This is a genomic window from Janthinobacterium sp. OK676 (assembly GCF_900103595.1).
Lineage (GTDB): Bacteria > Pseudomonadota > Gammaproteobacteria > Burkholderiales > Burkholderiaceae_D > Janthinobacterium.
Genome location: NZ_FNHA01000009.1, coordinates 213,579 through 232,192 on the forward strand (window position 1 = coordinate 213,579; position 18,614 = coordinate 232,192).

Annotated in this window: 18 protein-coding genes; 9 read left to right on the plus strand and 9 right to left on the minus strand. The window is 63.6% G+C overall.

The window, feature by feature from the left end; all coding sequences use genetic code 11:
- On the minus strand, nucleotides 1-750 hold a 750-nt coding region (locus tag BLU39_RS18585), incomplete at its 3' end, for an MCP four helix bundle domain-containing protein (RefSeq protein ID WP_139178372.1).
- 22 nt (nucleotides 751-772) lie between these two features.
- Here BLU39_RS18585 and BLU39_RS28300 point away from each other — a divergent pair.
- Nucleotides 773-1,000, plus strand: a complete 228-nt coding sequence (locus tag BLU39_RS28300) for a hypothetical protein (RefSeq protein WP_139178366.1) — start codon at nucleotides 773-775, stop codon at nucleotides 998-1,000.
- On the opposite strand, the gene BLU39_RS18590 is transcribed toward BLU39_RS28300, so the two are convergent.
- Nucleotides 989-1,480: a chemotaxis protein CheW gene (locus BLU39_RS18590; protein WP_034752308.1), complete on the minus strand. Its 492-nt coding sequence runs from the start codon at nucleotides 1,478-1,480 to the stop codon at nucleotides 989-991. The genes BLU39_RS28300 and BLU39_RS18590 overlap by 12 nt on opposite strands.
- A gap of 322 nt (nucleotides 1,481-1,802) precedes the next feature.
- On the opposite strand from BLU39_RS18590, the gene BLU39_RS18595 reads away from it, so the two are divergent.
- The 4 genes from BLU39_RS18595 (at nucleotide 1,803) to BLU39_RS18610 (ending at nucleotide 5,637) form a co-directional block, all read left to right on the plus strand.
- Entirely contained in the window at nucleotides 1,803-2,453 is a 651-nt protein-coding gene (locus tag BLU39_RS18595; protein ID WP_092715605.1) for an HD domain-containing protein, read from the plus strand.
- A 119-nt stretch (nucleotides 2,454-2,572) separates the two neighbouring features.
- Nucleotides 2,573-3,853, plus strand: coding sequence for a TCR/Tet family MFS transporter (locus BLU39_RS18600; protein ID WP_092715607.1), 1,281 nt, complete (start codon nucleotides 2,573-2,575; stop codon nucleotides 3,851-3,853).
- A gap of 100 nt (nucleotides 3,854-3,953) precedes the next feature.
- On the plus strand, nucleotides 3,954-4,775 hold the full coding sequence (locus tag BLU39_RS18605; protein WP_092715609.1) for a substrate-binding periplasmic protein: 822 nt from the start codon (nucleotides 3,954-3,956) through the stop codon (nucleotides 4,773-4,775).
- A 7-nt stretch (nucleotides 4,776-4,782) separates the two neighbouring features.
- A complete protein-coding gene (locus BLU39_RS18610) occupies nucleotides 4,783-5,637 on the plus strand; it encodes a DMT family transporter (RefSeq protein WP_092715611.1) in 855 nt (284 codons plus the stop codon).
- Here BLU39_RS18610 and BLU39_RS18615 read toward each other — a convergent pair.
- A complete protein-coding gene (locus tag BLU39_RS18615; protein ID WP_092715613.1) occupies nucleotides 5,634-7,586 on the minus strand; it encodes a CocE/NonD family hydrolase in 1,953 nt (650 codons plus the stop codon). The two genes, BLU39_RS18610 and BLU39_RS18615, sit on opposite strands and share 4 nt — an antisense overlap.
- Before the next feature lie 316 nt (nucleotides 7,587-7,902).
- On the opposite strand from BLU39_RS18615, the gene trpS reads away from it, so the two are divergent.
- The 3 genes from trpS (at nucleotide 7,903) to BLU39_RS18630 (ending at nucleotide 12,021) form a co-directional block, all read left to right on the plus strand.
- Nucleotides 7,903-8,979: a tryptophan--tRNA ligase gene (trpS, locus tag BLU39_RS18620; protein ID WP_175539357.1), complete on the plus strand. Its 1,077-nt coding sequence runs from the start codon at nucleotides 7,903-7,905 to the stop codon at nucleotides 8,977-8,979.
- A 163-nt stretch (nucleotides 8,980-9,142) separates the two neighbouring features.
- Nucleotides 9,143-10,732: a pyridoxal-dependent decarboxylase gene (locus BLU39_RS18625; protein ID WP_092715615.1), complete on the plus strand. Its 1,590-nt coding sequence runs from the start codon at nucleotides 9,143-9,145 to the stop codon at nucleotides 10,730-10,732.
- Between the two features lie 35 nt (nucleotides 10,733-10,767).
- A complete protein-coding gene (locus tag BLU39_RS18630) occupies nucleotides 10,768-12,021 on the plus strand; it encodes a voltage-gated chloride channel family protein (protein WP_092715617.1) in 1,254 nt (417 codons plus the stop codon).
- A 119-nt stretch (nucleotides 12,022-12,140) separates the two neighbouring features.
- On the opposite strand, the gene BLU39_RS18635 is transcribed toward BLU39_RS18630, so the two are convergent.
- A complete protein-coding gene (locus BLU39_RS18635) occupies nucleotides 12,141-12,698 on the minus strand; it encodes a helix-turn-helix domain-containing protein (RefSeq protein WP_092715619.1) in 558 nt (185 codons plus the stop codon).
- 51 nt (nucleotides 12,699-12,749) lie between these two features.
- Between BLU39_RS18635 and BLU39_RS18640 the strand changes: the two genes are divergently transcribed.
- The gene (locus tag BLU39_RS18640) at nucleotides 12,750-13,661 is read left to right on the plus strand and encodes a DMT family transporter (protein ID WP_092715621.1); all 912 of its coding nucleotides are present in this window, start codon (nucleotides 12,750-12,752) and stop codon (nucleotides 13,659-13,661) included.
- Here BLU39_RS18640 and BLU39_RS18645 read toward each other — a convergent pair.
- The 5 genes from BLU39_RS18645 to BLU39_RS18665 all read right to left on the minus strand — a co-directional run bounded on the left by BLU39_RS18645 (nucleotide 13,658) and on the right by BLU39_RS18665 (nucleotide 18,544).
- Nucleotides 13,658-14,605 (minus strand): cupin-like domain-containing protein, encoded by a 948-nt coding sequence (locus BLU39_RS18645; RefSeq protein WP_092715623.1) that lies wholly within the window; start codon nucleotides 14,603-14,605, stop codon nucleotides 13,658-13,660. The two genes, BLU39_RS18640 and BLU39_RS18645, sit on opposite strands and share 4 nt — an antisense overlap.
- 52 nt (nucleotides 14,606-14,657) lie before the next feature.
- Complete coding sequence (locus tag BLU39_RS18650) at nucleotides 14,658-15,650, minus strand: chemotaxis protein CheB (protein WP_092715625.1); 993 nt, start codon at nucleotides 15,648-15,650, stop codon at nucleotides 14,658-14,660.
- A 96-nt stretch (nucleotides 15,651-15,746) separates the two neighbouring features.
- The gene (locus BLU39_RS18655) at nucleotides 15,747-16,490 is read right to left on the minus strand and encodes a DNA-binding protein (RefSeq protein ID WP_092715627.1); all 744 of its coding nucleotides are present in this window, start codon (nucleotides 16,488-16,490) and stop codon (nucleotides 15,747-15,749) included.
- Nucleotides 16,491-16,632: 142 nt separating this feature from the next.
- Nucleotides 16,633-17,250 (minus strand): LON peptidase substrate-binding domain-containing protein, encoded by a 618-nt coding sequence (locus BLU39_RS18660; protein WP_092715629.1) that lies wholly within the window; start codon nucleotides 17,248-17,250, stop codon nucleotides 16,633-16,635.
- A gap of 55 nt (nucleotides 17,251-17,305) precedes the next feature.
- A complete protein-coding gene (locus BLU39_RS18665; RefSeq protein WP_092715781.1) occupies nucleotides 17,306-18,544 on the minus strand; it encodes a DEAD/DEAH box helicase in 1,239 nt (412 codons plus the stop codon).
- Between the last annotated feature and the right edge of the window lie 70 nt (nucleotides 18,545-18,614).

Consider the following 18,614-nt stretch of genomic DNA (forward strand, 5'->3'; position numbering starts at 1 on the left):
CAGCAATTGCCCGGTTTCATCCTTGGCGCTGGCGTCGATCTGCGCCGTCAAGTCGCCATCGGCCACCTTGCGGGCAATCTCCACGGCCGTGCGCAGGGGGCGCACGATGCCGGTCGTCAAGACCCAGGCGCAGACGACGCCGAAAGCCAGCGCCAGCGCAGCGAGCACCAGCATCAGGTTGCGGCTGGTATTGGCGACGGCGTCGATGTCGCGTGCCGTCGTGTCGATGCTGGCGCGCTGGTGTTCCAGCAAGTCCAGCACCATCTTCTGGTACTTGGCGGCGGCCGGCACGAAGGTCTTTTCAAACACTTCGTTGGCGGCGTCGACCTGCGCTTCACCCTTCAGCTTGTAGACCTGGTCGCGCGAACCGATGTAGACCTTGCGCTGTTCCAGCAAGCCCGCGAACATGGCTTTTTCTTCCGGCTTGTCGATCAGCGCCTCGATTTTCTTTTGCAGTTCGGCCGAGCTGGACGACGAGACTTTCGATTCTTCGGCGAAATAGCCGCTGAGCGAGGTATCGCTGCTGCGGGCAATGGCGATGGTGCGGCGCACGGCGCTGTCGATGCGGCCGTACCAGTCGGAAATATAGCGTTCCTTGGCCAGCGGCTGCTCCATCATGACGCGCGTGGAACTGGCCACGTCGTGCAGGCGCCAGACGCTGATGCCCGTAATGAGCATGGAAAACAGCAAGATCACGGCAAAACCGAGTCCGAGGCGGACACCGATGCTGACGTTGCGTAATACATTCATGTGACTATCCTAAAAAGCCCTGATGCAGCGCGCCGAACGGCTGGTGGCATCCCTTGGAACGCTCAGTGGCTGCGCTATCAAGACGGGCATGAAAAGTGAAACCAAAGTGAAACTGGCGCACGGTTCGGCTGAACCGTGCGCCAGGAAAGGCGCTAGCGTGCGCCTTGCAGAAAAACCAAGCAATGTCGAGAGTCAATTGTTTTCGACAAATCCAGTCAAAATGAGCGGCGGGGGAAAATCAAGCGGCTAGTTTTTCGATCAAGCCCATGTCGGCGCTGGACATCAGCTGGTCGATATCGACCAGGATCAGCATGCGCTCGTCGATGGTGCCCAGGCCGATCACGTATTCCGTGTTGATCGAACGGCCCATGTCCGGCGCCGGCTTGATCTGTTCGGGCATCAGGGTGGTGACGTCGGAAACGCGGTCGACGACCATGCCGACGACGCGGTTGCCGATGTTGAGGATGATGACGACGGTGAACTGGTCATAGCTGGGCGTGCCCAGGTTGAACTTGATGCGCATGTCAACGATCGGCACGATGATGCCGCGCAGGTTGACCACGCCCTTGACGAACTCGGGGGCGTTGGCGATGCGGGTCGGCGTTTCATAGCTGCGGATTTCGCTGACTTTCTGGATGTCGATGCCATATTCTTCCTGGCCCAGGGTAAAGGCCAGGTATTCGGCAGCCTTGGCAACGGTTGCGCCAGTGTCGCTGGAATTGGTGTTCATGATGATCCTTTCGTTAACTCGCCTGGGGCGCATGCAAAGGCACGCAGCACGCAAGCCTTGGATGTGAAAGCCATGAGGGAATCGCTTTCACTTGTATGTTTTTGCAAATACTTTCTCGCAATTAGCTTATGCCTCTAATTTCCGTGCGGCAATGTTACCCCATGTAAATTTTACATGCACTAAAAAAGAGCGACCGACTGGTTGACACTTTTCAAAGATATAACTTATGTGGCAAATACGGCACGCCGCAATGCGGACTCCCCGCCGCGCGCGGCGGCGTTTTATGCCACACTGGCGGCCCCTGCTTTTTACGACTCGAACCATGCACTCTTTGCTTCCCCAATGGCAACCACGCCTGCTGGCGCTGGCCACGGCCGGCCTGGGCGATGACAGCGCCCACGACATCAATCACCTGCACCGCGTCTGGCGCAACGCCAGTGTCCTGCTGCAGGAACATGCGCAGGCCGACGCCCTGACCGTGATGGCCGCCTGCTACCTGCACGACCTGGTCAACTTGCCGAAAAATCATCCCGAGCGCCACCTGGCCTCGCGCCAGGCGGCGGCGTTGGCTTGCCGCCAGCTGGCGGAACTGGATTTCCCGGCGGAAAAATTGGCCGGCGTGGCCCACGCCATCGAGACGCACAGTTTTTCCGCCGACTTGCCGCCGCACACGATCGAAGCGCAAATCGTGCAGGATGCGGACCGCATCGACGCACTGGGCGCCGTGGGACTGGCGCGCCTGTTCTATACGGCCGCGCGCATGGACAGCGCGCTCGCGCATGGCAGCGATCCGCTGGCCCGGCATCGCCCGCTCGACGACAAGGCCTATGCGCTCGACCATATCGTCACCAAGCTCGACAAGCTGCCCGGCAAGATGCAGACGGCGGCCGGCCGCGCGCTGGCAGAACAGCGGCTGGCCGTGCTGACAAATTTCCGCGCCGCGTTTGCGGGCGAATGGGGAATGAGCGCATAACTTGGGTGGCGATAGCCAGCAGCGTGCATGCTGTCTATAATGCAAGCCTCAGCTATCGCGCCGCGCGCCAGCAGAAAACTGCAAGGCGCCGGCGCAACACCAACGCGCCGAAAGCATGCATGTCCGATAAAATCAGCCCCGACAGCCATTCCCCGTCAGCCGCCGCGCCAGCGCGCGCCGGCAATCTCAATTTCATCCTCGTCTGCGTCTTCATCGACATGCTGGGCATCGGCCTGGTCGTGCCCGTGCTGCCCATCCTGATCGGCGACTTTGTCAGCGGAAAGGATGCGCAAGCGTTCTGGTACGGCATCATGGCGGCCGTCTTCGGCTTGCTGCAATTCATCTTCATGCCCATGCTTGGCGCCATCAGCGACCGCGTGGGACGCCGCCCCGTGCTGCTGTACTCGATGGCCGGCATGGGCGTCAACTTTCTCGCCACGGGCTGGGCGCCGAACCTGGCCTGCCTGTTCATCGGCCGCATCATCGGCGGCGTCTCGTCGGCCAGCATGTCGGTCGCGTCCGCCTACGCCTCCGACATTTCCACGCACGACAACCGCGCCAAGAGCTTCGGCAAGATCGGCGCCGCCTTCGGCCTGGGCTTCATTTGCGGCCCCATGCTGGGCGGCCTGCTGGGCGAAGTCAATCTGCACCTGCCGTTCTACGTGGCGGCGGGCCTGTCGGCGGCCAACTTCATCTATGGCTATTTCTTCGTGCCCGAATCGCTGCAGCCGGGTCCGCGCCCGCCCTTCACCCTCGCGCGCATCAATCCGTTTGCCGCCCTGCTCAAACTGGTGCGCCGCGTGGAAATCCGCGGCCTCGTGCTGGCCTTCGGCCTGATGACGTTCGCGCAAATGATGCTCAACACCACGTGGGTGCTGTACACGCACTTCCGCTTCGACTGGACGCCGCGCCAGAACGGCATCGCCCTGTTCTGCGTGGGCCTGTGCGCGGCCGTCGTGCAGGCGGGTTTGCTGGGCATACTCATCAAGCGCTTTGGCGAAGTGCGCTTGTCCCTGCTGGGCATGGCGTCGGGCGCCCTCACCTACCTGCTGTACGGCATGGCGACACAGGGCTGGATGATGTATGCGCTGATCCTGTGCAACCTGCTGGCCTTTGCCGCCGGCCCGGCCCTGCAAGGCATCATCTCGAAGTCATCGAACGCCAGCGAACAGGGCGAACTGATGGGCTCCCTGCAATCGATCAGCAGCCTGGGCATCATCATCATGCCTTTGCTGGGCAGCCTGATCCTTGGCGAAGTGAGCCATTTGCCGCCGCAGGACTGGCGCATCGGCAGCACGTTCTACCTGTGCGCCATCATGCAAACCCTGGGTATCGTGGTCGCCTGGCGCTACTTCAAGGCGCAACGCCAGGCAAGACTGATGGTTTCCACCACAAAGTAGGCGCCGGCATAATATTGCATTTGAGAAATAAATAGGCGAGAATGGGATAATCAGCGGGGCGTTACCGATGCCCGGCATTCGATGGCAAGCAAGGATGGGTATGACTGACTTTTATTCCAGCGCCTGGCGCCGAACCATGGCCGTGCTGGCGCTGGCGCTGCCGTCGCTGGCCGGCGCGCAATGCTCGCGCGACATCCAGGTGCCCGTCTCCGCCATCGGCGCCAGCGTGGTGATCAATGGTGCCAGCATCGGCGGCATCTATCCCGACTTGCTGCGCAGCATGGGTGCCAAGCTCGGCTGCAACTTCGTCTTCACGGCCGTGCCCCGTGCGCGCCTGGAAGCGATGTTCGAGGCGGGCAAGGCCGATATGCTGATCCCGGCCAGCAGCACGCCGCGCCGCGACCAGCATGGCCTGTTCATCCCCCTGATGGGCAATCGTCCCCTGCTGATCTCGCTGCAAGGCGCGCGCGCGCCCATCAACACCATGCAGGAACTGATCGAGCGGCGCGAATTGCGCGTGGCCCTCGTGCGCGGCTACGACTATGGCGTGTCCTACCAGGCGCTGGCGAAGGAGCTGAGCAGTCAGGGACGCCTGTTCTACGAAGTCGACGCGCTCTCCGTGGCGCGCCTGATGCAAAGCGGCTTCATCGACGCCACCATCATGAGTCCCACCATCCTGGCCGGCGCGGCGCAAAACGATGCGCGCGTGTATGGCCTGGCCGACCGATTGCGCCTGGAAGCCTTGCCGGAATTGCCGTGGGGCATGAGCGGCGCCTACCTGTCGCGCAAGTCGCTGACGGCGGAAGACCAGGCCATCCTGCGCGAACTGCTGGAAAAAGCGGGTCGCTCGGGCACCCTGATGGAGGGTTTCCAGCGTCATCACCGCCAGGAACTGTTGTCCCAGAGCATACGCCCCCGCTAAGGCCCGCATGTCCGGTTTCGTCGTCGCCGTCGTCCTGTTTGCCGCGCTGCTGCACGCGAGCTGGAATGCCATCGTCAAGTCGGGCAAGGATACCTTTCTCAGCACGGTGCTCGTCTCCGTCGGCGCGGCCCTGATCTCGCTGGCCGTGCTGCCCTTCGTCGATGCTCCCGCGCCCGCCAGCTGGCCCTGGCTGGCCGCCTCGGCCGTGGCGCAGCTGGCGTATTATTCCCTGCTGGCTGCCGCCTACAAGGCCGGCGACATGAGCCATGCCTACCCCCTGATGCGCGGCAGCGCGCCCCTGATCGTGGCGCTGGCCAGCTGGCCGCTGATCGGCGAACGCCTGTCCGCCATGCAGACGGGCGCTGTCGCCTGCATCTGCGCGGGCATCCTTGGCCTGTATCTCGCCGCGCGCCGGCCCGCCACGGGCACCGCGAACAACACGGGGCGCGCCACGGCCTTTGCGCTGGGCAACGCCTGCGTCATCGCCAGCTATACCCTGATCGACGGCATCGGCGTGCGCCTGTCCGGCGCGCCGGCCGCCTACACGATGTGGATTTTTGTCTTGAACGGAAGCGGGCTGCTGCTGTGGACGGCGTTGCGCCGCCCCGCCGACTTGCTTGCCTATGCGCAAACGCAATGGCGTTTGGCCGCCTTTGGCGGTTTCGGCACGCTCGCTTCGTACGGCCTGGCCCTGTGGGCCATGACGCAGGCGCCCGTGGCCGCCATCGCGGCCCTGCGCGAAACGTCGATTTTGTTCGCCATCGCCATCGCGGCATTGTTCCTGCGCGAAAAAATCAGCCCCCGCCGCTACCTGGCCATCGCCCTGGTCGCGGTGGGAGCTGTGCTCATGCGCGCCGGCTAGCGGGCGTCGAGCGGCGCAATCGGCAACTCGATGGCGCTGGCGGCACCTGCCGCGTGGTACACGCGCTGCGTCGCCTTTTTATAATCGCCGGGCTGGGCCAGGAAGATGTTCGGCACAAAGGTTTGCGGGTTGCGGTCGTACAGCGGGAACCAGCTCGACTGCACTTGCACGGCGATGCGGTGGCCGGGCAGGAAGACGTGATTCGCGTTCGGCAAAGCGAAGCGGTAGCGCTCCACCTTGCCGGCTGGAATGGCCGTCGGGTGCTCGAAGCTGTCGCGGTAGCGGCCACGGAAGATATCCATCGCCACGCCCAATTGATAGCCGCCCATGGCCGGCTGCGACGGCACTTCGTCCGGATACACGTCGATCAGTTTCACGACCCAGTCGGCATCCGTGCCGCTGGTGGCGGCGAACAGGTTGACCATCGGCGCGCCGGCGATGCGCACGGCCGTTTTCAACGGTTCGGAAACATAGCTGAGTACGTCCGTGCGGTCGGCATAGCCGCGCTGGTCGCTGACCAGCCATGGCTTCCACTGGTCGCCATCGCCAAGACGCACGGGACGGGGCACGAAAGGCACGGGTTTCGCCGGATCGGCCACGTATTCATCGAAGGCGCCTTCGGCCGCATCCGCAGCGCCCGCTGGCGCCGCAAAGCCCAGCCGGGAGCCGTCCTGCAGGTAGATCGGCGTCAGCCTGGTGTCGCACGTCTCGCAGGCCAGCGGCCACTGCTGCAGGCGCTGCCACTGGTTCGTGCCGCTCTGGTAGGACACGACGGGCGCCGTGTTCGCTTCCGGCGCATCATCCTTCAGATATTGATTGAGGAATGGCTGCATGACTTTTTCACGGAACTGGCGCGCCGTATCGCCGTCAAACTTCAGTGCGCCCAGGCTTGAGCCTTCATAGTTGACGCCGCTGTGGCGCCACGGGCCGATGGCCAGGTAATTGAGGTTGTTGTGCTTGTCGCGCCCTTCCATCGCCGTATAGGTGGCGTAGGGACCGTAGATGTCTTCCTGGTCCCACTGGCCCACCACGTGCATGGTGGGTACGATCAGCGGGCGTTTCGCCAGGATTTTATCCAGCGCCTGTTCCTGCCAGTAACTGTCGTAGGCCGGGTGCTCGAACAGTTTTTTCGTGTACGTCAGCTTGTCGATGCCGAATTTCTTCGCAAAATCGCCCGCCGAGCCGATGCGCAGATACGCTTCGTAATCGTCGTAGACGCCCAGCACGGGAGATTCGGCGCTGCCGCGCACGCTCGTCTGCCACGCCAGGTAAGACAGACTCGGCATGCGGAAGGCGCCGTTGTGGAACCAGTCGTCGCCGCGCCAGCCATCGACCATGGCGCTCATGGGAATGGCTACCTTCAGCGCCGGATGCGGGTCGACCAGGGCCATCAGCACCGTATGCCCTTCGTACGAGGAGCCGAGCATGCCCACCTTGCCGTTGCTTTCCGGAATATTCTTCGACAGCCAGTCGATGGTGTCCCACGCATCGGTGACGTTATCGACCTTGGTATTGTTGAGCGGGCCGCGCACGGGGCGCGTCATCACGTAATCGCCTTCGGAGCCATGCTTGCCGCGCACGTCCTGGAACACGCGGATGTAGCCGTTTTCCACCAGGGTGTCGTCGCCTTGCGGCAAGGTGGCCAGCATGCTGGCGCTGGTGGCGCGCTGGGCGCGGCGGGCCGCGTTGTACGGCGTGCGCGTGAGCATGATGGGCGCCCGTTTGGCGTCTTTCGGCACGACGATGACCGTGTACAGCTTGACGCCGTCGCGCATGGGGATCATCACCACGCGCTTGACGTAATCATTGACGTCGGGCATCACCAGCCTGGCGCCGATATCGGGCGTCATGGGCGGCGTTTTCGGCGTTTGCGCCATCGCGGGCGCAGCAAAGAGGGAGCTTATAACCAGGGCCAGGCCGGTGAGCCGGACGGGGGACGACACGCGCATACTGTTCTCCAATGATTCATGCCACGCAAAAGTGGCCGAACGGCAATAGTACCCGGAAAGCAAGTTCCGCAATAGGCAAGCTTCTGACGCAGCGCAGCAGATAAATCCGGGCGCAACTTGACAGAACGCGCACGAACTGCAACCATAACGCCATGAAATTTATCCCGTCACAACACGCCTGCTTGAATTGGTGGTCCCGCTCACTTCCGCGCGGCCACTCTATAGTGATGTGAATTTGATCCACGCCGCCTCGATCGGTGGCGTAACAGGCTCAGCCTGGATCATCCCCGATGCAGGCGGCTCAAAAGGAAACTTGATGAGCTTGCCTAACACTTCAGATACCCAAGACCAGAACGACGCACCGGCAGCACCGCTGTCGCCCGCCGCCATCGCTTCGCAATCCGTGATCCTGACGGGCGACCGCCCTACCGGCCCTTTGCACCTGGGCCACTACGTGGGCAGCCTGCGCGACCGCGTCAGCTACCAGAACAGCTACAAGCAATTCATCATGCTGGCCGACGCGCAGGCGCTGACGGACAATATGGACGACATCGACAAGGTGCACCGCAACGTCGTCGAAGTGGCGCTCGACTACCTGGCCGTCGGCATTGACCCAAGCAAGACTACCGTGTTCATCCAGTCGCAAATCCCGGAACTGGCCGAGCTGACGTTTTACTACCTGAACATCGTCACCGTGGCGCGCCTCGAGCGCAACCCCACCGTCAAGGAAGAAATCCGTTTGCGCGGCTTCGAGCGCGACATTCCGGCCGGCTTTTTGACCTACCCGGCCAGCCAGGCGGCCGACATCACGGCCTTCAAGGCGGGCGTGGTGCCCGTGGGCGAAGACCAGATCCCGATGATCGAGCAAACGAATGAAATCGTGCGCCGCTTCAACCGCATGTACAACCGCGAAGTGCTGATGGAATGCAAGGCGCTGGTGCCCGATATCGGCCGCCTGCCCGGCATCGACGGCAAGGCGAAGATGAGCAAATCGCTGGGCAACACCATCAACCTGGGCGCGACCCCGGCCGAAATCACGGCCGCCGTGAAAAAAGTCTATACCGACCCGCTGCACCTGCGCGTGGAAGACCCTGGCCACCTGGAAGGCAATATCGCGTTTACCTACCTGGACGCGTTCGACCCGGAAAAAGCGGCGCTGGCCGACATGAAAGCCCATTACGTGCGTGGCGGCCTGGGCGACAGCATCGTCAAGAAGCGCCTCGACGTGGTCTTGCAGGAAATGCTGGCGCCGATCCGCGCCCGCCGCGAAGAGTTCGCCAAGGACAAGGGGCAAGTCATCCAGATGCTGAAAGAAGGCACGTTCAAGGCACGCGAAGTGGCGGCCCGCACGGCCGATGAAGTCAAGTCGGCGCTGGGCCTCAACTACTTCTGATCACAGACGGCAATAGCAAACTGATGCGCCCAGGCGGAGTCGGGTAGAATCCCGTCTCCGCCGGGCCATTTTTTTGCCTAACCCAACAACAAAGTCCGGGGTCGGACCCTCAGGGTCCGACCCCAGTACTTTTATTAGGGTCACCATAATTGAAACATAGCCAATGACCGACTCCGCTATCGAACAGCTGCTGCAGCAGCATTTTTCCATCGATGCGCTGCAACAGGCACCCGCGCCCCTGCGGCAGGCGCTGCGCATGCTGGGCGGCTGGCTGGCCGCCGAACGCGACACGGCCTATCCGCACACGCCGTATGCGGAACTGCTGACGCAACTGTCCGACACCAGCCTGCCCGCACACGGCATGGCCGTGGCAGATTTCCTGCAAGAACTCGACACCACCGTGCTGGCCAATACGGCCCAGCTGAACCACCCGCAATACATCGGCCACATGACGCAGGCCTTGCCGTGGATCAGCGTGCTGGCCGAAGCGTTTACGGCCACCCTGAACCAGAACCAGGTCAAGATCGAGACGGCGTACGTGTCGACCCTGATCGAAAAACAGATCCTCGGCTGGCTGCACCGTCAGGTCTACCAGCAGGCAGATAGCGTCTACACGCAGGCCATGGCCGCCACCAGCGGCGCGCTGGGCAATGTCGTCAATGGCGGCACCATGGGCAACTTGACGGCGCTGGCCGTGGCGCTGGAAAGCCAATTGCCGGGCACGCGCAAGCGGGGCCTGTTCGCCGCCATGCAGGAGTCGGGCTACGCGGGGCTGGCCGTGATCGGCTCGGCGCGCAGCCATTATTCCGTCAAGAAAGCACTGGCGACGTTGGGACTCGGCGAAAACGCACTGCACCTGGTGGCCGTCGACCGCGACAACCGCATCGACGTGGCCGCGCTGGAAGACACGATCGCCGATTTGAAACTGCGCAAGATCAAGGTCGTCGCCATGATCGGCATCGCCGGCACGACGGAGACGGGCGCCATCGACCCGCTGGCCGCCATGGCCGCCATCGCCGCGCGCGAATCCATCTGGTTCCACGTCGATGCGGCCTGGGGCGGCGCCCTGCTGATCGCGGAGCAGTACCGCGCGCTGTACGACGGCATCGCCCTGGCCGACTCCGTCGTCATCGACGGACACAAGCTGCTATGGGTGCCGATGGCGCAAAGCATGGTGCTGTTCAAGGACAGTGCCAGCCTGAACCTGCTGAAGCACAACGCCAACTACATCCTGCGCGACAACTCGGGCGACCTGGGCCAGACCTCGCTGGAAGGCTCGCGCCGCTTCGACGCCTTGAAACTGTGGACCTCGTTCAAGGTGCTCGGTGTGTCCGGCTACACGACCTTGCTGCAGCAGGCGGCCACCCTGTCCGGCCAGTTGCAAGACTTGCTGGCAGACCAGCGGGATTTCGAACTGGTCACGCGCTCCGATACCTTCATTCTCACCTACCGCTACGTGCCCGCGCACTTGCGCCAGCGCATGGAGGCCTTGCTGGCCGGCGACCAGGTGGAGGCTGCCACCGAACTGAACAAGCAGCTGAACACCTTGAACGCCAAGCTGCAAAACCGGCAAAAGGCGCAAGGCCACAGCTTTGTGTCGCGCACGGTGCTGGAATCGACGCGCTACCCTGGCCCGACCAACGTGCTGCGCGTGGTCATGACGAACGTCAGGACACGCCCCCACCACCTGCGCGCCATTGTGGCCGAACAGCGGGCCATCGGCCAGGCGCTGGTGGCGGAACTGGGCCTGTAGGAAACTCCCACCCATCAGCCTTGACTGGATGCACGATGCAGCGTCTTAGCGCCCTCACCGATCTACTAAAGCATCTGTTGAAATGGCTGCTGCTGGCCCTGGTCGTGGCCGTGCTGGCCGGCACGGCCTCGGCACTCTTCCTGTTTGCCCTCGACTGGGCGACGCGCACGCGGATGGCGCACGCCTGGCTGATCTGGCTGCTGCCCGTGGCCGGCTTTGCCGTCGGCTGGCTGTATCTGCGCTACGGCGGCAGCGTCGAAGGCGGTGCGAACCTGCTCATCGATGAAATCCACGACCCGAAAAAAATCATCCCGCTGCGCATGGCGCCTCTGGTGCTGGGCGGCACTGTCATCTCGCATCTGTTCGGCGCCTCGGTTGGACGCGAAGGCACGGCCGTGCAGATGGGTGGCGCGCTGGCCGACCAGCTCACGCGCCTGTTCCGTCTGAACAACGAAGACCGCCGCATCATCCTGATGGCCGGCATCAGCGCCGGCTTTGCCTCCGTCTTCGGCACGCCGCTGGCGGGCGCCATCTTCGGCCTGGAAGTGCTGGCCATCGGCCGCCTGCGCTACGAAGCCATGCTGCCCTGCCTGCTGGCCGCCGTCATCGCCGACCAGGTGGGCTTGCTGTGGGCGCCATTATTGAACATTCACCATACGCACTACGCCGTGCCGTTGATCCCCGCCCTCTCCGCCTGGACCTTGGGCGCCATGGTGATCGCTGGCGTGCTGTTCGGCGTGACGGGCAAAGTGTTTGCGCAAGCCACGCACGGCTTGAGCGGCCTGATGAAACGCTGGATCAGCTACGCACCGCTGCGCCCGCTCGTGGGCGGCCTCGTCGTTGCCATTGCCGTGTGGCTGATCGGCACGGACAAGTATATCGGCCTGGGCATCCCCACCATCGCCGACGCGCTGAAGGAAACGCTGCCCGCCTGGGATTTCCTCGGCAAGATGGCGTTCACCATCGTCTCGCTGGGCACGGGTTTCAAAGGCGGCGAAGTGACGCCCTTGTTCTTCATCGGCGCGACCCTGGGCAATGCGCTGGGGCCGCTACTGCACCAGCCCGTTACCCTGCTGGCCGCCATCGGCTTCGTTGCCGTCTTTGCGGGCGCCGCCAACACGCCGATTGCCTCGACCCTGATGGCGATGGAACTGTTCGGCACCGAGATCGGCGTGTACGCGGCCCTCGCCTGCGTCGTGGCCTATCTGTTTTCCGGCCACGCGGGCATTTACCGGGCGCAACGGGGCGGGCATGCCAAACGCCACCCTGCCAAGGATATCGACGCATGACACAGAACATCTAGATAACGACGCTTTTTCAACCCCACGCCATCGGCGGTCTCGACAGCGTCCCCGCCATGAACAGCCGATACTGTTGCCGGAGGATGTAGCCTGCTCTGATTGCGCCGTCAGCTGGCCACATTGCGCGTAAAGCGCAAGGTAGACTCGCCCGCATTCACGTAGGCATATGCTTGCGCGCTGCTGAAGACGAAAAAATCGCCCGTGGCCAACTGCCTCGTTTCCGCCGCCAGCACGAGTTGCAGCGTTCCTTCCAGCACGTAGAGCATTTCGCTGAAGCCGGCCGGATCAGCTTGCGCATCGTAGCGCTCGCCTGGCGCCAGGGTCCACGACCACAGTTCCACCTGCCGGCTGGCGGGCGCCGCGCCCAGCAGCACGGCCTGGCTGGCCTGCGTCGCACTTTGCCACATCAGCACGCGCAGGCTGTCGTGCGCTTGCTGCGGCGGCTGCACGAGGTCGACAAAGGCCACGTTCAAGGCGGCCGCCACATGGTCGAGGTTGGCCAGGCTGATGTTGGTGCTGCCCGCTTCGACGCCATTGACCATGCGCCGGCTCAGGCCAGACCTGCGTGCCAGTTCTTCCTGACTGAAGCCGGCGGCAAGGCGCAAGCGCCGCAGATTGGTGGCCAGGTGTGCCAGTACGCCACCGGCCTCGGCTTGACTGCGCAATATATTGCTCCTATGATGATGGGAAATATTTTGCTCATAGCATAGCCTCCCATGAAAACACATGCAAGTCCCCCGCCCGCCTTCGGCCTGCCCGAACTGGCCCTGATCGCCATCACCTTCATCTGGGGCGGCACGTTTCTCGTCGTGCAACATGCCGTGACGGTCAGCGGCCCGCTGGCCTTCGTGGCTGCCCGATTTGCCGTGGCCGCCGGCATCGGCGCCCTGATTTGCCGGGGCCAGCTGCGCCATCTGAGCAAGGCCGAATTGCTGACGGGCATGGCCATTGGCGTGAGCATCTTTGGCGGCTACGCGCTGCAAACCTATGGCTTGATGCATATTTCCAGCAGCAAGTCCGCCTTCATCACGGCCTTCTATGTGCCCATCGTGCCGCTGGTGCAATGGCTGGTCTTCAAGCAGCGGCCCCACGCCGCCGTGTGGGCGGCCGTCGTGCTGGCGTTCGCCGGCTTGCTGCTGCTCACGGGCACGGACGGCCTGAACATGGTGTTTGGCAAAGGCGAGCTGATCACGGCCGTGGGCGCCATCGCGATTGCCCTGGAAATCATCCTCATCAGCCGTGTCTCGCCGCAGCTGCACATCCTGCGCGTGACCATCGTGCAACTGGCCACGGCGTCCCTGATCGCCGTACTGCTGATGCCCGTCATGGGCGAAGCGCCGCCAGCCCTGAGCCAGACCTTCATCCTCAGCGTGCTGGCCCTGGGCTGCGCCAGCGCGCTGATCCAGTATGTGATGAACTGGGCGCAAAAGCGCATCTCCGCCACGAAGGCGACCTTGATCTATGCGGGCGAGCCTGTGTGGGCGGGCGTGATCGGGCGCATCGCCGGAGAACGGCTGCCGGCCCTGGCCATTGTGGGCGCGATACTGATCATTTGTGCGGGCATCCTCAGCGAATGGCGGCCCGGGCGCCTGCGCGCCGACGGCAAGGCCATCGTGCCATCGGATTAAGCCTCGGTAAGCCCCAGCGCCATCTCCCCATGCAGTGCCAGCGGCACGGCCCTGGCCCAGCGGTTCGAGGAAAGGGAAAACGTCAGCGCGCGCACCTGGTGGTACCAGCCGGCAGGCACGTACAGCATGTCGCCCGACTCGACGATGCATTCGATCATGGCGGCCTGGCGTGCCAGGGGAAAACGCTCAAAATCGGGCGCTTCCGGGTCGAACGGCGAGCCGAACAGGATGGCGTTCGCTTCGCTCGGATAAAGAAAAGCGTCGTGGTGCGGCGGCGACAAAAAGATGCGCTTGCGGCCCCACACCTGGGCGAAGATATTGTCATCATAATCGCAATGCAAGGGCGTGACCGTGCCGGCCGGCCCCACCCAGAAACGTGGCGGGCCCATCTTGTCGAAATACGTGGGCCAGTGGCACAAACGGTTCAGCTCGCGTAATTCCAGGTTGCCCAGGTAGGGCGGCAGCACATACTTGCCCTCCGCCACCAGGTCCAGGTATTGCCCCATCGACATATCCTGCATGGCGCGGTCGGCCGCAAAGGCCGTGTTGACGTAGTCGCCCACCCGCGCCCGCACGGGCACGTGGCTGAACTGTTCACGCAAGACGCGAGGCTCCAGCTTGGATAAGGGCCAGCGCCGCACCAGCCCGCGCATCAGGAAGGGCAGGCCCAGTGCGGCACGGGCGCGGAAAGCGGCCGCGTCCAGCATGGCCAGGCGCGGCACCTCGGTGATGGTGGGCAAGTCACGCGCCGCCTGCTTGATGGCCTCGCGCATGGCGTCTATAGAGGTAACGCCGCGCACCTGCGCATCCTTGGCTTCGCGCGCCTGCTTGCGGGCCAGGGCCGCTTCGGGCGAACTGAATTCTGCTGGCGGCCGGGGCGGCAGCGCGCGCGGCAATATGGGGGCTGCCGCAAGCGGAAGCGGCTCTTTTTTCTCTGCAGACATAAACTTTCTTTACGATCAGGCGTCGCGCGGCATGGCGCGACCGTGCGCTATTTTAAGCCAGCAAGGCCCGTTTCAGCACATCGGCCTGCTCGCCCGCCTGGCGCGCCTTGGCCGCATACTCGCTGGCCGTGCCCGGATGCAGCCAGGCCTGGGCCTTGGCTGCCAGGCTCAGGTACAGCTTTTCTTTCTCCTGCAGCGCCCTGACGGCGGCCCAGATGGCGTCTTCCGCCTTTTCATGCTGCAATTCGCCGAGCATCCGCGCCGTGAAACTGTGGCCCGTGTGACAGCGAAAACGCTGCGGCTCCCGGCCATGCAGCTCCCACAAGGTGCCCTGGCATTCGGGACAGGTGAACGTCGATGGCGTGGCAATTTTTTCCAGTTGCTCCATATCCCCTACTCCCCGGGCAAAACGGTTTTCCACGGCGACCCACAGGGGCGGGGGCGGCAAGGACTGCGCCCCGCTGGCCGCTGCCGGCGTGCCGCTGGCCAGCGCCAGCAGGGCCGGGCCGATCTCGGCGGACGGCAGGCGCCAGTCCACCTCGGCATGATCGATCGCGCTTTGCGGCATCGACGGCGCCACCGCGTCCTGCGGTTCCTGCACCAGCGCCCTGCCGCCGCAAGCCTTGATGGCTTGCAAGCCTGCCGTGCCATCGTCGAGGTAGCCGCTGAGAATCACGCCCACCACCTTCGGTCCGAAAGCGGCGGCTGCGCTGCGAAACAGGGGGTCGATGGCGGGACGCGTGTGGTTTTCCTTCGGTCCCCGGGTCAGCTCGACCATCGCCTGCCCGGCCAGATTGGCAACGAGCATGTGCCGGTCCGGCGGCGCCAGCAGGATGCGCCCCGCGCGCACGGGTTCGCGCTCTTCGGCAAAGCGCACGGGCAAGGCGGAGGTTTTGCTGAGGATCTCGGGCAGCACGCTGTTGCGCGCCCCCACGTGCATGACGGCCAGGATTGCCGCGGGCAGGTCCGCCGGCAAGGCGGCAAAGATGGTGGACAGTGCGCTCACGCCGCCCACGGAAGCTCCCATGACGATCAGCGTTTCCATGCCTGTCCCTTTCGCGCCCGGATCACTGAACTATTTTGCCGCGCCTGATAATACGATTCCGTGCGCCGGCTAACAGAGCCCCCTAACGTAACGACTTCAAACAGGCGTCTTGAATATTGGATCGACGATGAACTGCTGCGCCTTGATGCGCAAGGTGCGCTCCTCGTCCAGCTCGGCGCGCGTTTCGCCCAGCTCTTCGCGTTCCGCTTCCAGTTCCAGGCGCACGGCGGCCAGTTCCGTTTCCACGCGCGTCAGGCTTTCCAGCTTCAGCTGGGCCTGGATCAGTTCGGCGCGTGCCGCTTCGGCAGCCTCTTCCAGACGGGGGATGCCTTCGAGCTTGAATTGCGCCTTGGCCAGGTCCATGCGTGCCTGCTCGGCCGCCTCTTCCAGGCGCGGCAAGCCTTCCAGGCGCAGCTGCGCCTTGGCCAGGTCCGTGCGGGCCTGGTTCGCCACTTGCCGCTCGCGCTCGAGTTCCTCGCGCAAGGTTTCCAGCTCGCCCGCCTGCAGGTCAAGCACTTCCTGCTGGCGCTCGTTCTCGCTGGCCAGGTCCATCAATTCCTGTTGATTGTCATTCATCTCGGCTTCATGCGCGCTGTGGCTGGCGCTTAATTCCTGTCCTACATAATCGAGGATGGCTTGCTGCAACACGGGCGACAGTTCGGCGGCCGCCGCGATCTGGCGCTGCGCACCGGCCTTGCGGCGCTGCAAGAGCTTGCTGATGGTACCCAGGCAGGCGCCGTTGCCCAGCCGTTCGCGCAAGGCGCGCACCGTGATGACCTGGCCTTCGCCCGCCATCGCTTCCATTGCCGCATTGATCTGTTCCGCGCTTACTTTTGCCATGTCGTGTGCTCTTGAATGTTGCCCAGGGCAATCTTGCCCAGGGGCATTATCTTATGTCAGCGGCGGCAAAGCGTAAAGTATTTCTCAATAGAAATTGCAATTGCACAACGGAACAATGAGAAAACATGCGGCCCTGGATGTTTTACTCTTCGAGCAGACCATTTTCCGTGAGCATATCCTGCACCAGTTCCAATCGCAGCACGGGATTGTCCTGGCTCAGCAGCAATTGCTTTTGCATGGCGCTCAAGGACAGCAGCTCGCACCAGCGGTTCGCCACCCAGCCGCACTCGTCGAGGCGAAACGGCGGCTGCAAGGGCATTTGCTCGGGCGGGATCTTTTGCTCCTGCAAGGTGCGGATCAGGGCGCCGAGCGCGTCGGCCACGTTCTGCTGCTCTTGCGGGATGGGAATGGCTTTGTCGGGCGGCAAGGTTTCGATCTGCGCCATCCACAGGCCGTGCTTCATCTGTTCGCTGGAAACGATGTGAAAGCGCTGCATGCCCATGCATTTGATTTGCAGCAAACCCGACAGGGGCGCGGCCCAGTCAACGACGCGCGCCAGGGTGCCCACGGGCGCCAGGGTTTCCAACTGGCCCGGCTTGCGCACTTCCGTGCCGTCCAGCAGTTGCACCACGCCGAACGGCTGCTCGCCCATGATGCACTTGCGTATCATGTCCAGATAGCGTACCTCGAAGATCTGCAGGGGCAGATAGCCATCGGGATACAGCACCGTATTGAGCGGGAACAAAGGTATCGAGGTCATAAGCGCATGATGGCACGAATGGCATATCCGTGCAGCGCGCCTCGCTCCCCCTCGATTATTTGTAGAAGCGCCTTTTCTTGGCCCGCTCCGCCGCCTTTGGCGCCAGCACTTTCACGGCTTTTTTCTGGATCGTGCCGCCGGCGGACGTACCCGGCACGCGGTGCTCGGCCTCGTAACCGGGTTCTTCGCCGCGTTTCAGGGTTTGCCGCGTCAGCGCTTCGACGGCCGACAGCAATTCCACTTCGTCGGCGCAGACGAGCGAAATCGCTTCGCCCGAGGCCCCCGCGCGGCCCGTGCGGCCGATGCGGTGGATATAGTCTTCCGCCACGGTGGGCAAGTCGAAATTGACGACGATCGGCAATTGATCGATATCGAGGCCACGGGCGGCCACGTCGGTGGCCACCAGCACCTGCACCTCGGCCGCCTTGAAACGGGCCAGCGCGCGCAGGCGGTTCGGCTGCGTCTTGTCGCCGTGAATCGAATCGGCGCGCAAGCCCTGCTCCAGCAAGGTCGCCACCAGTTGCTCGACGCCCTTGCGCGTCTTGACGAAGACCAGTACCTGGCCCCAGCGCTTTTTCTTCAGCAAGTGCAAAAACAGTTCCGGCTTGCGTTTCTTGTCGCACACGATGACCGACTGCTTGACGGCCTTGACCGTGCTGTTGCGCGCGCTCACCTCGACCGAGACGGGATCCTTCAGCATGGTTTTCGCCATGGCGCGGATGGCGTCCGAGAAGGTGGCCGAGAACAGCAGGGTCTGGCGCTGCTTGGGCATGGTCATCAGAAGCAAGTCGAGCTCGCGCTCGAAACCCAGGTCCAGCATGCGGTCGGCCTCGTCCAGCACCAGCGTTTGCACCTGCTCGAACTTGACGGCGCCCTGCGTCTGCAAGTCCAGCAAACGGCCGGGCGTGGCCACCAGCACGTCGAGGCCCTTGCGCAACTTGCTGATCTGCGGCTCGATGGGTACGCCGCCGTACGCGACAAAGCTGCGCAGCGGCAAGTTGCCGCCATAGCTGCGGAAGCTGGCATAGACTTGCTCGGCCAGTTCGCGCGTGGGCACGAGCACCAGCACGCGCACGCACTGGGGCGCCACCACGCCTTCCAATGTCAGGCGCTGCAGCAGTGGCACGGCGAAACCGGCCGTCTTGCCCGTACCCGTCTGGGCGGCGGCCATCAGGTCGCGCCCGGCCAGCACGGCAGGAATCGCTTGCGCCTGCACGGGCGTGGGCTTGGCATAGCCGAGCTCGTCAAGTTTGCGGACCAGGGGATCGATCAGGCCGAGGGAGGAAAACGTCATGGGGAAAGCAATCTTGGCAAAGTAAAAGGTGGCGCGCACGGACGGGCCGTGCGCGCGATTGCCGAGATTA

Bases quoted from the DNA above. Each gene is read 5' to 3' on its own strand.
- BLU39_RS18665 (WP_092715781.1), bottom strand. From the start codon at position 18,544: ATGACGTTTTCCTCCCTCGGCCTGATCGATCCCCTGGTCCGCAAACTT.
- BLU39_RS18600 (WP_092715607.1), top strand. From the start codon at position 2,573: ATGTCCGATAAAATCAGCCCCGACAGCCATTCCCCGTCAGCCGCCGCG.
- BLU39_RS18590 (WP_034752308.1), bottom strand. From the start codon at position 1,480: ATGAACACCAATTCCAGCGACACTGGCGCAACCGTTGCCAAGGCTGCC.
- BLU39_RS28300 (WP_139178366.1), top strand. From the start codon at position 773: ATGCAGCGCGCCGAACGGCTGGTGGCATCCCTTGGAACGCTCAGTGGC.
- trpS (WP_175539357.1), top strand. From the start codon at position 7,903: ATGAGCTTGCCTAACACTTCAGATACCCAAGACCAGAACGACGCACCG.
- BLU39_RS18640 (WP_092715621.1), top strand. From the start codon at position 12,750: ATGAAAACACATGCAAGTCCCCCGCCCGCCTTCGGCCTGCCCGAACTG.
- BLU39_RS18660 (WP_092715629.1), bottom strand. From the start codon at position 17,250: ATGACCTCGATACCTTTGTTCCCGCTCAATACGGTGCTGTATCCCGAT.
- BLU39_RS18645 (WP_092715623.1), bottom strand. From the start codon at position 14,605: ATGTCTGCAGAGAAAAAAGAGCCGCTTCCGCTTGCGGCAGCCCCCATA.
- BLU39_RS18595 (WP_092715605.1), top strand. From the start codon at position 1,803: ATGCACTCTTTGCTTCCCCAATGGCAACCACGCCTGCTGGCGCTGGCC.
- BLU39_RS18630 (WP_092715617.1), top strand. From the start codon at position 10,768: ATGCAGCGTCTTAGCGCCCTCACCGATCTACTAAAGCATCTGTTGAAA.
- BLU39_RS18625 (WP_092715615.1), top strand. From the start codon at position 9,143: ATGACCGACTCCGCTATCGAACAGCTGCTGCAGCAGCATTTTTCCATC.
- BLU39_RS18655 (WP_092715627.1), bottom strand. From the start codon at position 16,490: ATGGCAAAAGTAAGCGCGGAACAGATCAATGCGGCAATGGAAGCGATG.
- BLU39_RS18605 (WP_092715609.1), top strand. From the start codon at position 3,954: ATGACTGACTTTTATTCCAGCGCCTGGCGCCGAACCATGGCCGTGCTG.
- BLU39_RS18650 (WP_092715625.1), bottom strand. From the start codon at position 15,650: ATGGAAACGCTGATCGTCATGGGAGCTTCCGTGGGCGGCGTGAGCGCA.
- BLU39_RS18610 (WP_092715611.1), top strand. From the start codon at position 4,783: ATGTCCGGTTTCGTCGTCGCCGTCGTCCTGTTTGCCGCGCTGCTGCAC.
- BLU39_RS18615 (WP_092715613.1), bottom strand. From the start codon at position 7,586: ATGCGCGTGTCGTCCCCCGTCCGGCTCACCGGCCTGGCCCTGGTTATA.